This is a genomic window from Pseudomonas parafulva (genome assembly GCF_002021815.1).
GTDB classification, from domain to species: Bacteria; Pseudomonadota; Gammaproteobacteria; order Pseudomonadales; family Pseudomonadaceae; genus Aquipseudomonas; species Aquipseudomonas parafulva_B.
On the sequence record NZ_CP019952.1, the window covers coordinates 2,472,184 to 2,488,512 of the forward strand.

The 16,329-nt window shown below is 66.9% G+C and carries 1 protein-coding gene and 2 pseudogenes; all 3 read right to left on the reverse strand.

What is annotated here, in order from left to right; genetic code table 11:
* Positions 1 to 3 precede the first annotated feature (3 nt).
* Positions 4 to 3,108, reverse strand: a pseudogene (locus tag B2J77_RS21905) (non-ribosomal peptide synthetase); the annotation flags it as partial.
* Positions 3,109 to 3,222: 114 nt separating this feature from the next.
* Positions 3,223 to 9,669 (reverse strand): annotated as a pseudogene (locus tag B2J77_RS21910) (amino acid adenylation domain-containing protein); the annotation flags it as partial.
* Positions 9,670 to 9,801: 132 nt separating this feature from the next.
* Positions 9,802 to 16,143 (reverse strand): non-ribosomal peptide synthetase, encoded by a 6,342-nt coding sequence (locus tag B2J77_RS11110; protein ID WP_078478652.1) that lies wholly within the window; start codon positions 16,141 to 16,143, stop codon positions 9,802 to 9,804.
* Between the last annotated feature and the right edge of the window lie 186 nt (positions 16,144 to 16,329).

The following is a 16,329-nucleotide window of genomic DNA, read 5'->3' on the forward strand; positions in this document are numbered from 1 at the left end:
GGCCGTGAGCGTGGCCGCCAGGGCCGCTACGGTCGGCTGGCCGAACAAGGTGCGCACATCGACCTGCAAGCCTTCAAGGCGCAGCCGAGCGGTCAGGGTGACGGCCAACAGCGAGTGGCCACCCAATTCGAAGAAATTATCGTATCGGCCCACCTGCGGCACCGCCAGCAATTCGCCCCACAGGCGGGCCAGCAGGGCTTCGGTATCACCTACCGGCGCCTCGAAGGCCCGTGCCTGCAACACGCTGTCCGGGGTGGGCAGGGCTTTGCGGTCAAGCTTGCCATTGGGCGTCAAAGGCAAGCGATCCAGGTGAATGAACACCGCGGGCACCATGTGCTCGGGCACGTGCTCGAGCAAGCCCTGGCGCAGTGCCTCGGGGGCCTGCGGGTCACCGGTGTACCAGGCAGCCAGCCGGGTGCCGTCCACCGCGAGCACTACCACGGAGTCCACACCAGGCAAGCGCTGCAGGCAGGTTTCGATCTCGCCGGGTTCGATCCGCAGGCCGCGCAGCTTGATCTGCTGGTCGAGGCGGCCGAGGAAGACCAGCTCGCCCTGAGCATTCAGGCGCACCAGGTCGCCACTGCGGTAAAGCCGCTCGCCCTCGACGAAGGGGTTATCGAGGAACCGCTCCGCTTGCTGCTCGGGCAAGCCCAGGTACCCGCGGCTAACGCCAGCACCGCCTATGTGCAGGTGCCCGGCAACGCCGGGCGGCACTGGCTGGTCGTGTGCATCGAGTACATACAAGCGGGTGTTGTCCACCGGGCTTCCGATGGGCAGGCCAGCGACGGGGATGGCGGCAGTGGGCTGCAGTGTCCAGACGCTGCAATCGACCGTGGTCTCGGTGGGGCCGTAGACGTTGTGCAGACGCACCTGGGGCAACTGCTCGCGCACTTGGCTGGCCAGCGCACAGGTCAGCTCCCCGCCCCCACACACGATGTCCGTCAACCCTGAACACAGGCGGCTGCCAGGGTGGTCGAGGAACTGCTGCAGCAGCGCAGGCACAAACTGCACCACGCCTACCTCCTGTGCCTGGATCAACCGCGCCAGATAGTCCGGGTCGCGCTCGCCCAACGGGCGGGCAAGCACCAGGCGCAAGCCGCTGCACAGCGGCCAGAACAGCTCCCACACCGAGGCGTCGAAGCTGATCGGCGTCTTGTGCAGTACAGCCTGGGTCGCAGCGAGCGGCCACTGCCCTTGGCTCCAGTGCACCAGGTTCACCACGTTGCGGTGCTCGACCATGACGCCCTTGGGTAGCCCGGTGGAGCCGGAGGTGTAGATCACGTAGGCCAGGTTGCGTGCAGTGAGCCCTGGCACCAGGGGAGCCAGATGCGCTTGCTCCCCCCATTGAGCGGCGTCCATGTCCACCCTGGGCGCCTGGGTGGGCAGCGCCAGCTCGCCGATAGCGCGATGCACCAGCACCGCGCGTGGGTCGCTGTCGCGCAGCATGTGACCGATGCGCTCGGCGGGGTAGCCAGGGTCGATCGGCACATAGGCCGCGCCGGCCTTGAGGATGCCCAGCAGGCCTACCACCAGCGCGGCACTGCGCTCAAGGCAGATCGCAACGCGGTCGTCAGGCTGTACGCCCAGCGACAGCAGATGGTGAGCCAGGCCGTTGGCCTGTCGATCGAGTTCGGCGTAACTCAGCTCGCCCTCTTCGGCCACCAGCGCGATGGCCTGTGGGCTGCGCCGGGCCTGTGCTTCGAAAAGACCGTGCAGGGTCTGCGTCAGGTCATGTGGGCAGGCGCGGTGGTTACCCAGCACCGCTGCGCGCGCCGCAGGGTCAAGCAGTGACACGCTGTGCACCGGTAGGGCCGGACGCCGTTCAAGCGCCTCCAGCAGCTCGACCAGCACATGCGTCAATTGCTCGCACAGCGGCCGTGCGCCAATGGGCCTGCACACCTGAGCGGTGATGCGCAGCCCTGAGCCCAGGTCGTCGACGTTGACGCTGATCGGGTAGTTGCCATGCCCACCGGCCGGCAGCACTTCGATACCCTCAAGGGCCTGGTCGCGCGCCTGCTGCTCTTGCTCGGTCGCGCCGTGACGGTAGTTGAGCATCGCGCTGAACAGCGGTGTGGGTGCAGCCACGCCGCTACAGCGCTGGGCCAGCGCCAGCGAGGCGTGCTCGTGGACCAGCAGCGCAGCCAGGCGCTGGTGGGTCAGCTGTAGCGCTGCCCGTACGTCCAGCCCTGCCAGGTCCAGGCGCAGCGGCAGGGTGTTGATGAACATGCCCAATGCCCTGTCGGCGCCCTCGCCGCCTTGCAGCCGCCCGAGCAGCACGGTGCCGAAGACCACGTCGTCCTTGCCACTGGTGGCCGCGACCCACCGCGCCCAGGCCAGGTGCACCAGGCTTGCGGCGCTCACCCCGCACTGGCGGGCCAGAGCCCGCAGCCGTTGATACTGCTCAAGGGCCAATTCGGTACTGGCCAGCTCGAAATCACTGGCTTGGTGCTGCAGACCGGCAAGCCCATAGGGCAGCGTCGGCTCATCGACATCGCCCAGTTCGGTCCTGAAAAACGCCTCATGCTCGGACTCGCTGATACCCAGCAGAGCCTGGGCCACATAGTTGCGGTAAGGCACCGGCGCCCCTGCCGGCGTCTGGCCGTGCAAGTGATCGCGAATCTCTGCCAGCACCACTTTCATGGCGGTGTGGTCGAGCACGATGTGGTGGAACTGCAGCACGACCTGCACCCCTGCCGCATCATGCACATGCAACAGCCGGATCAGCGGCGCCGAGGCAAGCTCGATGCGTTGGCCGTCGAGCATCGCGTCCTTTTCTGTCACCTCGATCAACGCCAGGTTCGCCGAGCGCAGTACAACCTGCACCGGCTGGGGCAAGCCATCCCAGAGCACCGCCGTGCGCAACACGTCGTGGCGGGCCACCACCTGGTCGAGGGCCTGGGCAAAGGCATGCAGCCTTTGCAGCGAATCGAAGGCAACTCGCCATTGCAGCAGGTAAGGGTCGACACCGTCTGCACTGAGATGGTGATAGAGAATGCCCTCCTGCAGCGGCGCCAGTGGGTAGATATCCTGGACGTTGGCCGCGCCGCCGGGGACTGCAGCGACGATGCGGTCCAGCGCAGCCTGCTCCAGCGTCAACAAGGGCAGCATAGTCGGGGTGATGCGGGCGCAGTGGGCCGGGATACCGTTGGCAGGGATGCGTACCTGACGGGCTGTGCCCAGCGCCCCGGCCAGTGCCGCCACCGTCGGTTGCGCGAACAAAACGCGCACATCCAGGGCCAGGCCTTGTTCGCGCAGCCGCTCGATCAGGCTCACGGCCAACAGCGAATGCCCGCCCAGTTCGAAGAAATTGTCGTGCCGGCCGACTTGCTCCAGGCCCAGCACGTTGGCCCAGACCTGGGCGATGATGGCCTCGGTTTCACCCAGCGGGGCCTCGTACCCCTGCTGCACCAGGTCATGGGGCTGTGGCTCGGGCAGCGCGCGACGGTCGAGCTTGCCGTGGCTGGTCAGGGGCAGCGCCTGAATGCGGATAAAGGCCTGGGGCATCAGCTGACCCGGCAAGCACGCCTGCAAGCCCTGGCGCAGGTTACTCACCTGGACGGCAGACGTCTCGGTGAACCAGGCCAGCAAGCGTTCGCCGCGCACCAGCACCACGGCATCGCCGACACCGGGCTGCGCCCTGAGCGCGGCCTCGATTTCACCCAGCTCCACCCTGACGCCACGCACCTTGACCTGGTCGTCGTTGCGGCCCAGGTAGTCAAGCGTGCCATCGCCGTTCCAGCGCACCAGGTCGCCGCTGCGGTACATCCGGGCGTTGGGCAGGCGGCTGAACGGGTCACGCAGGAAGCGTTCTGCGGTCAGGTCCGGCCGGTTGAAATAGCCTCGCGCCACTTGCGCGCCACCGATGTAGAGCTCGCCGGTGACCCCGACCGGCACAGGCTGGCCCAGGGCATCGAGCACGTAGACACGGGTATTGGCAATGGGCATGCCGATGTGCAGGGCTGCGCCGGGTGTCAACGCACCCGAGGTGGCGACCACAGTGCATTCGGTGGGGCCGTAGTTGTTGACCACGGTGAATCCTGGGTCCTGCTTGAACTGACCCAGGCGATCGCCGCCCACCAGCAGGGTGCGCAACGTGGCGTGCTGGTGTGGGCGGCGCAGCGCCTGTTCAGCCACAGGCGTCGGCAGGAAGCTGACCGCCAGGGGTTGTTCGAGCCACCAGTCCAGCAACGCCTCGACCTGCTCATTGCCCAGGCAGGCCGGCGGCAGGTGCAGCGTGGCCCCCGCGCACAGGGCTGGCCAGACTTCCCAGGCCATGGCGTCGAAACCGAAACCAGCCACGCTGGAGGTGCGTGTGCCCCCCTGCACGGCAAATGCCTGGCAGTGCCAGTGGACAAGGTTGGTCACTGTCTGGTGCTCGACCATGACGCCTTTGGGCTGGCCGGTGGAACCTGAGGTGTACACCAGGTACGCCAGGTCAGTGGCAGTCAGCCCCGCCACGTGCGGGTTGTCGGCACGGCTCAGGCCCGCATCCGGCTGGTCGAGGTCGAGGCGGCGCATGTGCGGCGGCAGGCCGCCGATATCGGTCTGGGCCAGTACCAGGGTCGGTGCGCTGTCTTCGAGCAGGTAGGCGATACGGCTGGCCGGATAGGCCGGGTCCACGGGCACATAGGCGGCCCCGGCCTTGAGTACGGCCAGCAAGGCGACGATACGGTCCAGCGTGCGATCCAGGCACAAGGCGACGCGCTCACCCTTGCCTACGCCCTCTGCGATCAGTCGATGGGCCAACGCGTTCGCGCGTCGGTTGAGCTGGGCGTAGGTCAGGGTCAAAGCGCCCTGGCACACCGCTGTGGCATCGGGCACCGCGGCAGCCTGGGCCTCGATCAAGCCATGAACGGTCTGGCCCTGGGGGTACGCTTGTGCGGTCCCGTTGAAGCCGCCCAGTACCTGCTCGCGCGCCCCGTCGTCCAGTATGGACAGGCGCTGAACGCTGACCTGCGGTTCGTGCTCCAACGCCCGAACCAACTGCGCCACGGCCATTGCCATCCACCCGGCAACCTGCGCCGCGCCGATGTCGATCAACGCCAGCACGTTGAAGGTAAAGTCATCTCCCAGGTCGTTGACGCTGAGGGTGAGCGGGTAGTTGCTGCGCTCTTCTGCCCCCAGCAGTTGCACGCCCTCCCACAGCCCATCATTTGCCTGGGCTGCCGGGTCGGTGCTGTGGCGGTAATTGAGCAATGCGCTGAACAATGGCGTACCGGCCGCCACGCCGCTGCAGCGCTGGGCCAGTGCCAATGACGCATGCTCGTGGGCCAGCAGCGCCGACAAGTGGCGGTGCGTGGCCAGCACGCCCTGCTCTACCCCGGCGGCAGTATCGACGCGCAGTGGCAGGGTGTTGATGAACATGCCCAGCGCGCGGTCGGCGCCTTCGCCTGCTTGCGAGCGCCCCATGAGCACCGTGCCGAACACCACATCGCTGCGGTTGGCCAGCACCCCCAGCACACGGGCCCAGGCCACGTGCATCAGGCTTGCAGCGCTCACCCCCAGGCGCCTGGCCTGGGCACGCAGACCCTGGGCCAGGCCGTGGTCGAGCGGCAGCAGGGCGTGCTCGATGCCAGCGCCATCGCCTTGCACGTCGGCATGACCAAGCGGCAGGGTGGGCTCATCGATATCGGCCAGCAAGGTCTTGAAGAAGGCCTCGTGGGCGCTTTCATCGCCCAGGCAGGCCTGGGCAACGTAATTGCGGTACGGCACGGCCGGCGGCAGGGTATGCCCTTGCCCGAACAGCAAAGCGCGCATCTCGAACAGCACCACGTCCAGGGCCGTATGGTCCAGTGCCAGATGATGGAACAGCAACACGGCCACCACCTGGTGATTGTCAGGGTCCAGGCTGTAGTGCAGCCGCGCCAGGGGTGCCTGGCCCAGGTTCATGCGGTGATGGCGGGCATCGAAGCGCGCCTGCAACTGGTCGATGCGCGAGGTGCTCGAACCCTCGGCCAGGTCGGTCACCTCAAAGACGCCCAGCTCGGCCTTGCGCCACACCACCTGCAGCGGCTGCGGCAAGCCATGACTCACTACGGCGGTGCGCAGAATGTCATGGCGGTCGATGACCTGTTGCAGGGCCCCGGCCCAGGCCAGCAGGCGCTCGATGCTGTCGAATGCCAGGCATGTCTGCAAAAGGTAGGGGTCGCCCTGCTCTGCGCTCAGGTGATGGTAGAGCACGCCCTGTTGCAACGGCGCCAGTGGGTAGATTTCCTGAACGTTGGCCGCGCCGCCTGGCACTTGGGCAACGATGCGGTCGATCACGGGTTGCTCGAGCGCGATCAGGCTGAGCATGTCTGGCGTAATGCGCTGCGCGCCCGTCGGCACGCGATTGGCCGGCACCTGCTGGGCCGGGCTATCGCCGACCACAGCGGCGAGGGCGGCGACAGTGGGCTGGGCGAACAGCACGCGCACGTCCACCACCAGCGAAGCCCGGCGCAGACGTTCGACCAGCGTGACCGCCAGCAACGAGTGCCCACCCAGCTCGAAGAAGTTGTCATGGCGCCCTACCCGGTCGACCTGCAGCACCTCGGCCCAGATCGCGGCCATGGCCGTTTCGGTCGGGGTGTGCGGGGCTTCGAACGCGCTGGCCGCAAGGCTGGCGGTGTCCGGCGTTGGCAACGCACGGCGGTCGAGCTTGCCATGGCGGGTCAGCGGCAGCGCATCGAGGCAGGTCACTGCCGCCGGCACCAGTTGCGCCGGCAGACAGGCCTGCAAGGCCTCGCGCAGCGCCAGCGGCTCAAGGGGTTGGGTTTGCGTGTACCAACCCAGCAGCCGGCCGTCGCGCACCAGCACCACGGCGTCTTCGACACCGGGCTGGCCTTTGAGCGCAGCCTCGATTTCACCCAGCTCGACGCGCACGCCGCGAATCTTCACCTGATCGTCATTGCGCCCGAGGTAGTCCAGCGTGCCGTCGGTGTTCCAGCGGACCAGGTCACCGCTGCGGTACAGGCGTGCCTGGGGATCATCGCTGAACGGATCCTTGATGAAGTGCGATTGCGTCAGTTCTGGGCGGTTGAAGTAGCCCCGCGCCACCTGGGCACCCCCGATGTACAGCTCGCCTACGACGCCCACGGGCACCGGTTGCAGGCCGGCGTCCAGCACGTAGACCTGGGTGTTGGCGATCGGGGTGCCGATATGGAGGGCACCGCCAGGGCGCAGTTCTCCAGAAGTGGCGACCACCGTGGTTTCAGTAGGGCCGTAGTTGTTGACCAACGCAAAGCCTGGGTCGCGCTCGAAGTGGCGCAGGCGATCGCCGCCCACCAGCAGGGTGCGCAAGGTCGGGTGCTGGCGCTCGCGGCGCAGCGCGTGCTCGGCCACCGGCGTTGGCAGGAAACTCACCGTCAGCGGCTGCTCCAGCCACCAGTCGAGCAGGGCCTCCACATGCTCATTGCCAAGATCGGCCGGCGGCAGGTGCAATGTTGCCCCGGCGCACAGGCAGGGCCATACCTCCCAGGCCAGGGCATCGAAACCGAATCCGGCCACGCTTGAGGCATGGCCGTGCTCGTCCAGGTCGAAGGCCTGGCAGTGCCAGTCCACCAGGTTGGCCAGGGCATGGTGTTCGACCATCACACCCTTGGGCTGGCCGGTCGAGCCAGAGGTGTAGACGAGGTAGGCCAGTTGCCGATCATCCAGACCCGTGACTACAGGGTCGTGCGTAGGGGCGTCGGCATGGGGCTGGTCCAGGTCCATGCGCGGTACGCCCGTGGGCAGGCCCTCGATGCCGGACTCGGCCAGCACCCAGGCGGGCGCGCTGTCGGTCAGCAAGTAGGCAATACGGTCTGCGGGGTAAGCGGGGTCGACTGGCACGTAGGCCGCACCGGCCTTGAGCACCGCAAGCATGCCGACCAGCCTGTTGGCATTGCGCGGCAGGCACAGGGCTACGCGCTGGCCTGGCTCCACACCTTCTGCCAGCAGCCGGTGGGCCAGCTGATTGGCCTGCTGGTTGAGCACGGCGTAGCTCAGTGCCTGGCCGTCCTGACGCAACGCGATGGCGTCTGGCGCTATGCGCGCACGCGCTTCGATCCGTGCGTGCACGGTGTCGCCCTGGCGATAAGTGCAGGCGGTGTCGTTGAAGCGACGCACCACCTGATCGAATTCCTGCGTTGGCAGCACGGCCACGTGCAGCAAGGGCGTGTCGGGCGCCTGTTCCAGGGCGTGCACGAGATTGGCGAGCACCTGCTGGAACTGCTGGCACAAGCGTGCGGCATCCCACTGAGGCAGGCTCTGCACGGTCAGGCGCAGGTCATCGCCCAGGTCGTCGACGCTCACCGTCAACGGGTAATCGGTACGCTCTTGGGCGCCGACAATGTCGATGCCCGGCGCCACAGGAATGATCTCGGCGGCATCGCCGGCGTCGCTGTGACGGTAATTGAGCATGCTGTTGAACAGGGCCGTGGGCGCCGCCACACCGCTGCAGCGCTGGGCCAGGGCCAGGGACGCCTGCTCGTGGGCCAGCAGGCCGGTCAGGCGACGGTGGGTGTGCAACAAGCCGTCCTTGACCCCCACCTCTGCCAGGTCGATACGCAGCGGCAGCGTGTTGATGAACATTCCCAAGGCTTGCTCAGCACCCTCCCCGGCGGTCATGCGGCCCAGCAATACGCTGCCGAACACCACTGCCTGACGCCCGGCCAGCTGCCCCACCCAACGGGCGAAGCCCAGGTGCAGGACACTGGCTGGGCTGACCCCCTGCTGCCGGGCTTGCTGTCGCAGGCGCCGAGCCAGGGGTGTCGGCAAGGTCACCCGCGCTTGCTGCAGGCGCTGCTCGGGGCTTGCCTGGGCACCGAAGGCCAGGGTCGGCTCGTCGATATCGGCCAGCATGTGCTCGAAGAACTGGGTATGGGCCTGTTCGTCCAGGGCTTGGCGCGCCGCCGCCAGGAGGTTGCGGAACGGCGTCGGCGCGGGCAATTGGGCGGCAGTACCGGCCAGGTGCGCCTGAATTTCCCGGCGCACGATATCCAGCGCCGTGTGATCCATGATCATGTGATGGAAGGTCAGCAGCGCCACCCACGTCTGCCCTTCACCCTGGGCATGGGCCAGGTGCATCAGGGGCGCCTGGCGCAGGTCCAGTCGATACCGGCGTGGGGCGAGGCGCTCGCACAGCTCGGCCAGTGCGTCATGGCCCTTGAACGGCAACGCTTCACGCACCAGGGCCGCTTCGCGCCACACCACCTGCACGGGCTCGTCCAGGTATTCCCAATGCACGGCAGTGCGCAGGATGTCATGGCGCTGGATGACCGCTTGCAGGGCATCGGCGAAGGCATCGAGGTGCGCCTTGCTGGCCAAGCGCAATTGCACCTGCGACAAGTAGGGGTCGCCGTCCTGGGCCGAGAGGTGGTGGTACAGCATGCCCTGCTGCAGGGGTGCCAGCGGGTAGATGTCCTGTACGTTGGCGGCGCCGCCCGGCACGCTGTCGACGATACGGTCGATGGCCACCTGGTCAAGGCTGACCAATGGCAGCATGTCCGGGGTGACCCGAAATGCTGGGCTGAGCCAATCGTCATCCTGACTTGCAAGCATCTCCAGCAAAGCCGGCTTGTGCCGGGCCAACGCCTCCCACAACGGGTCGTCCAGCGTCTGATCGTCACCCAGGACGATCAGGTCCTGATCTTCACGCTGCAGACGGATGGGACGGGTGGAAAGTGCGTTGATCAGTTCGCTGAAGTGCATCGGTAAGCATCCTGCTTTGCCTGGAAGGGTTGATGGCCGACACGCTAAAGCAACGCGACCGGCCGGTCTGACATGGGAAGTGGGGACAACTGCGCAAACGATTGCCGGGGCCGGCTGGCCCCGGGCCTGGCGTCAAAGGCGCCTGCGTTTGCCCAGGCTTGGGATGGTGGTAGGCGCGATGACGGCCTGTTCAGGCTGCGCCTGGGTACTGGCGGCGAGCCCCGAGAGCGTGGGCTGGGTGAACAGCGCCCTGGCATCGACATGCAGCCCGGCCTGGCGCAGGCGCGCCACCAAGCTCACGGCCAGCAATGAATGCCCGCCCAGCTCGAAGAAGTTGTCGTCACGGCCCACTTGTTCGATCTTGAGCAACTCGGCCCAGATGGCTGCCATGGCCGCTTCCAGCTCGCCTTCGGGTGCACGGTAGGCACGGCTGATGACCGCATCGGCGCCGGGCTCGGGCAAGGCGCGTCGATCCAGCTTGCCGTTGGCGCTCAAGGGCAACTGCGCCAGGCGCACGAAGGCCTGTGGCACCATGTACTCCGGCATGCAGGCCAGCAGGTGACCGCGCAGGGCTTCGAGGGCCGGCGCGGGCTGGTCGTCGCACAGGGTGAAGTAGGCCACCAGGCGCTCCTCGCGCATCAGCACCACCGCCTGCGCAACCGCCGGGTGGGCGGTAAGCGAGGCTTCGATTTCACCCAGCTCCACACGCAGGCCGCGCAGCTTGACCTGGAAGTCGTTACGGCCCATGAACTCAAGGTCGCCGTCTTCTCGATAGCGCACCAGATCGCCTGTGCGGTAGAGCCGGTCGCCGTCGACGAAGGGGCTGGGGATGAAGCGCTCGGCTTGAAGCTCAGGCAGGCCCAGGTAGCCGCGCGCGACGCCGACTCCACCGATATGCAACTGGCCCACGCCACCCAGCGGTACCGGGCGGTCGTGTTCATCGAGCACGTAGACGCGGGTGTTGGGGATCGGACGGCCGATGGGCGGTGCCTGCACCGGCAATGGCGCATGGGCCGGCAACGACCAGGCGGTACTGTCGACTGTGGCCTCGGTGGGACCATACACGTTATGCACGCAAACCCAAGGCAAGCGCTCGCGAAGGCTTTGCAGCAACGCTGGGGTGAGGTCGCCGCCTCCGCAGAAGATGTCGGTGAGGCGGGTGCACCCCTGCACACCTGGCTGATCGAGGAACTGCTGCAACAGCGCTGGGACGAACTTGACGATGCTGACATGCTGCGCCTTGATCAGCTCCACCAGGTAGCCAGGGTCCCGGTGCCCGCCAGGGCGAGCCAGGACCAGGCGCAAGCCCGCGGTCAACGGCCAGAACAACTCCCAGACCGAGCCGTCGAACGTGCACGGGGCGCGCTGTAGCAATGCGTCACCCGCGCGTGGGGCCCGGATCTGCGAACCCCAGTGCATGAGGTTGCACAGGCCGCGATGCTCGATCATCACGCCCTTGGGCGTGCCGGTGGAACCTGAGGTGTACATCACATAGGCCAGGTGCTGTGGGCCGAGGCCTGGCACCTGAGGGTCGGTGCTGGGGCGCTCGTTCACATCACAGCGGTCCAGGTTCAGGGTGGGCTGTTGCAGCGGCGCGAACAGCCCTGCCGTGGCCCCGTGCACCAGCACCGTGACCGGGTCGCAGTCCTGCAACATGAAGCGCAGCCGTTCTTCCGGGTATTCGGGGTCCAGCGGCACGTAGGCGCCGCCTGCCTTGAGCACCCCGAGCAATGCGATCATCAGGCTGACACCTCGCTCGATGCACACCGCCACGCGGCTGTCAGGTGTCACGCCCAGGCCGATCAGGTGATGCGCCAGGCGGTTGGCCTGTTCGTTCAGCGTCTGGTAGTCCAGGCTCTGGCCGTCGGCCTGCAGGGCGATGGCCCAGGGCGTACGTTGCACCTGGGCTTCGAACAGCGCTGGCAGGGTGTGGTGAACAGGGCTGGTGGGATCTTCGGTGGCGTTGAAGTACTCGAGCATCAACGCCAGCTCCCGTGCAGGCACCGGGCATAGCTGCTGGAGCATACCGGACGCCGGGGCCGACAATGCCTGGCCGATCTGCTCAAGCGCCGTGTCCAGGTAGTCCAGCATACGCTGCGCTCCGAGCGCACGCGGGGCGCGCACGGCCAATTGCAGGCAGTCTCCCGGGTCGTCCACCGTCAATACCAAGCCATGGCTCGTCACTTCACTGGCTTCGACCAGCGCGACACCCGGCATGACCTCGCCCAATGGCACGGCACCCTGGCGGTAGTTCACCAGGCTATCGAACAGTGCGCTGCCGGCCGGCAGACCGCTGCATTGCTGAGCCAGGATCAGCGGCGCATCTTCATGGGCCAGCAGCGCCGCCAGGCGAGCATGGGTGTCCGCCAACGCCTGCGCTGGCGTGCAGCCATTGAGGTTGATGCGCAGTGGCAAGCTGTTGATGAACATCCCCAGCGCCCGGTCGGCGCCGGTGCCGGCCATGCTGCGCCCCAGCAATACCGTGCCCACGACCACCTGGTCGCGCCCACCCAGGCTACCGAGTGCATGGGCCCATGCCAGGTGCAGCAGGCTCGCCAGGCTGGCGCCATGCGCCCTTGCCAGGGTGCGCAGGCCGGCAACCGTGGCGGCGGGCAGGTCACGGCTGGCGTTCTCGAGGTCGGCCTGATCGAGCGCCGCCCCGCCCCAGCCTGCCAAGGGCTGCTGCGGCTCCAAACCCGCCAATTGCTCGGTGAAGAATGCCCGGTGGGCGGCCTGGCGCTCGGCGCGGTTAGTGAGCGCCACGTAATCCCGGTACGGCACAGGCGCTGGCAATTGCGCGCCCTGCCCTGCCATCCAGGCCTCCAGCTCACCCAGTAGCACTTGCAACGACACCGCGTCATTGACCAGATGGTGAAACCGTAGCAGCGCCAGCCAACGGCCCTGTTCAGGTGCATCCATGCACACCAGCGCCAGCATCGGGGCCTTGTCCAGGCTGAGCGGGCGCCGGCTGGGATGATAGTGCTCACGCCACTGCCCTTCAGGCCCCTGCCATCGTTCGACCGGCAGGCGGGCATGGCGCCAGACCACCTGATGCGGCGTCTCCAGCCCTTCCCAGGCCAAGCTTGTGCGCAGGATGTCGTGGCGCTCCACTACATGCTGCAACGCAGCGGCGAAGTCGCGCACCTGGTGCTCGCTGGCGAACGAGAACACAGCCTGCTGCTGGTACGGGTCGACCGTGTCCGTCAGGTGGTGGTACAGCAGCCCCTGCTGCAAGGGCGCCAAGGGGTAGATTTCCTGCACATTGGCCGCGCCACCCGGCACCCCCGCTACGATGCGGTCGAGCGCTGCCTGACCCAGCGTGGCCAAAGGCAGCATACCGGGCTCGATGCGCTGGCAACCCGACGCAATGCAAGGCGCGGGGGTCTGCACGCACTCGGTGGCCCTGGTGCTGGCGGCGACCGCTGCCAGGGTCGACTGCCCGAACAGCACCTGGACATCGACCTGCAAGCCTTGTTGGCGCATGCCCTCGATCAGTTGGACAGCCAGCAGCGAATGCCCGCCCAGTTCGAAGAAGTGATCGTAGCGGCCGATGCGCTCGATGTGCAGCAACTGGCTCCAGAGCGCGGCCAAGCGTTGCTCCATCTCCCCTTCTGGCGGCTCGTGTTCGTGCCGCACCATGGCCGTGTCATTGGCTGGAGGCAACGCGCGCCGGTCGAGCTTGCCATTGGCAGTCAAGGGCCAGTGGGCGACCTGCATGTAAGCGACCGGCAGCAGGGCGACAGGCAGGCTGTCGCGCAGATGATCGTGCAAGGCCCTGGGAATGACCGGATAGGGCGCCGTGAACCAGGCATGCAGCTGACCCTCGCAGAGCATGACCACGCCGTCGCTTACCGCCGGGTGACGGCTCAAGGCGGCTTCGATCTCCGCAAGCTCCACCCGCATGCCGCGGATCTTCACTTGGTCATCGTTGCGGCCCAGGTACTCAAGCGTGCCGTCGGGCAACCAGCGCACCCAGTCACCGGTCCGGTAAAGCCGGGCGCCAGGCGCGCTACTGAACGGGTCTTGTACGAAGCGCTCGGCGCTCAGTTGCGGCTGGTTGAGGTAGCCCCTGGCCACGCCCTGGCCACCGATGTACAGCTCGCCGGCCGCGCCGGGCGGCAGCAGCTGGCCCTGGCCGTCCAGCACATACACCTGGGTGTTGGCAATCGGGACGCCGATGTGCAATGACCCACCCGGCAGCACCTGGCCTGACGTGGCCACCACCGTGGCTTCGGTCGGGCCATAGTTGTTGATCACTTTGTACGTCAGCGCTGGGCCCAGTCGTCGCAGGCGGTCACCGCCCACCAGAAGGGTTTCCAACGTTGGATGAGGCATCCCCTGGGCCAAGGCGAGCTCCGCAATCGGTGTGGGCAGGAAGCTGACGTGAAGCGGTTGCGCCCGCCACCAGGCGAGCAAGGCGTGCACGTCTTCGGCGCCCTCGCGCACGGGGGCCAGGTGCAAAGTGGCGCCACTGCACAGCGCTGGCCAGACCTCCCAGGCCATGGCGTCGAAGCCAAAGCCGGCCACGCTGGACTGATGGCGACCTGGGCCAAGCGCAAATTGGGTGCAGTGCCAGTCCACCAGGTTGGCCAACATGCGTTGCTCGACCATCACCCCCTTGGGTTGGCCGGTGGAGCCAGAGGTATAGATGACGTAGACCAAATCCGTACTCGTTTGCGGTGCGAATGAGAAACTGGCTACGGGCTCGGTGGGCCACGACGGGTTGTCCAGTTCGATCTGTAGCCTGCCGTGCTTGGGCAGGCGCGGTGCGAACCGCGAAAGGGTCAGGACCGCGTGCGGGGCGCTGTCCTGCAACAGGTAAGCGATACGCTCTGCCGGGTGAGCCGGATCGATCGGCACGTAGGCGCCGCCTGCCTTGAGCACCGCCAGCAGCCCAACCAGGGTCTCCAGCCCTCGCTGGGCGACCACCGCCACGCGCCGTTCAGGGCCCACGCCCAGGCTGGCGAGGTGTTGGGCCAGGGCGCTTGCGCGGTGGTCAAGCTCACCGTAGCTCAAGGTTTGGTCGCCGAAACAGGCTGCCAGGGCTTGCGGACGAGTGCGGGCTTGCAGCTCGATGCGTTGCTGAATCAGGCAGGGCGCAGTGTCGGTCGCCGGCGGGGCTGTCAGGTTCCATGCTTTGAGGCGTTGATGCTCGGGTGCAGTCAGCATGTCGAAGGCCGATACCAGGGCCTGGGGTTGGGCCAGCCCCTGCTCCAGCACGTGCAGCAACCGTGCGCCAATGGCCTCGGCTTGTTCGTCGCTGAACCAGGCGCGGCTGTGCACCAGGTGCAGGCGCGCCGTGCCTGCGTGGGTGTTGCAGCGCAGATGGATGCTCAAGGGTGAGGGTTCATGGCCATTGCAGATCATGACCGTCGCACCTGCTGCATCGCCGATTCGCAGTGCGTTGGTGTCTTCTTCGAACGACACCAGCAGCTCGAACAACTGCGTGCGCCCTTCATGTTGCGCGGCGAGGTCGCGCTTGAGCGCGCTCAGCGGGTAGCGCTGATGACGAAAGTCCTGCTTGAGCGTAGCGGCAATGGCTTGAATCAGGCCCGCGAAGGACAGGTTCCTGCCAAAGTCCATGCGCAGCGGGCTGACCTGGGTGAACAATCCCAGGGTCGCCTTGAACTGTGCGTTGGCCCGGTTGCGCACCGGCAAGCCGACCATCCACTGATCGCGCTGCCACGTGCGGCAGACGCAGACGTGCAGTGCCGCCAGCAACACGGGCAACGGCGACACGTCCAGGGTGTTGGCCAGCGCTCGCAGGTTGCGCATCAGGTCAGGCGCAACCGCCAGGTCATCCGCATGGCTAGGTGAGCCCTCCAGCGACAGGGCCGACGGGTTAGGCCGCAGCAGGGGGTCGGGCAGTTGGGCAAGCCTGGCCAGCCAGTAGTCACGGTCTCGCTGATAACGTGCCGAGGCCTGATAACGGGCGTCATCCTCGATGTAGGCGCAGTACGAGGGCGCACTGGCGGGCAACGGCTGGTGGTCTTCGAGCTTGTGGTAGAGGTCGGCCAGTTGCTTGAACCACTGGTCCACGCCCCACCCATCGAGCACCAGGTGATGGGCGCGCAAGGCCAGCAGGTGCTCGTGGGGGCTCAGCCTGATCAGCCTGGCCTCCCACAGTGGCCCTTGCTCCAGTGCAATAGGGCTGCGCATCCAGGCGTCGAGAAGGTTCAGGGCGGCATCGGCGGGGTGGGCCTCAGCCTGCAGGTCGTCCCACATCAATTTCACGGGCAGTTGGGTGGCGAAACGCTGCTGTGCCAAGCCACCGTCCTGCACCCAGGTGGTGCGCAAGGCATCGTGCAGGCTAGCCAGATGGTCCAGTGCCTGCGCCAGCCTGGTCCTGTCCACCTGCCCCTCCAGCGCGACATAGGCGCCAATGTTGTACAGCGGGGACGAGCCTTGGCTGAGTTGCTCCAGCCAGATATCCCGCTGGGCAACGGTCAGGTCGAAAAGGTTGGCGGCAGGCATGATCGGTCAGGTCCTTCTGAGGGGTCAGCGTGGGATTCAAACACCGGTCGCCTGCTGTGTATGGCCCATTAAACCCGGACAGACCTGGAAGCAACGCGGGCTGCTGAAATCCTTGTAGGAGATTACCTACACGGGGCCGGCGACGATGGCTCACGGCATACCGTATTCGCTGCATTCAGGTCCCAT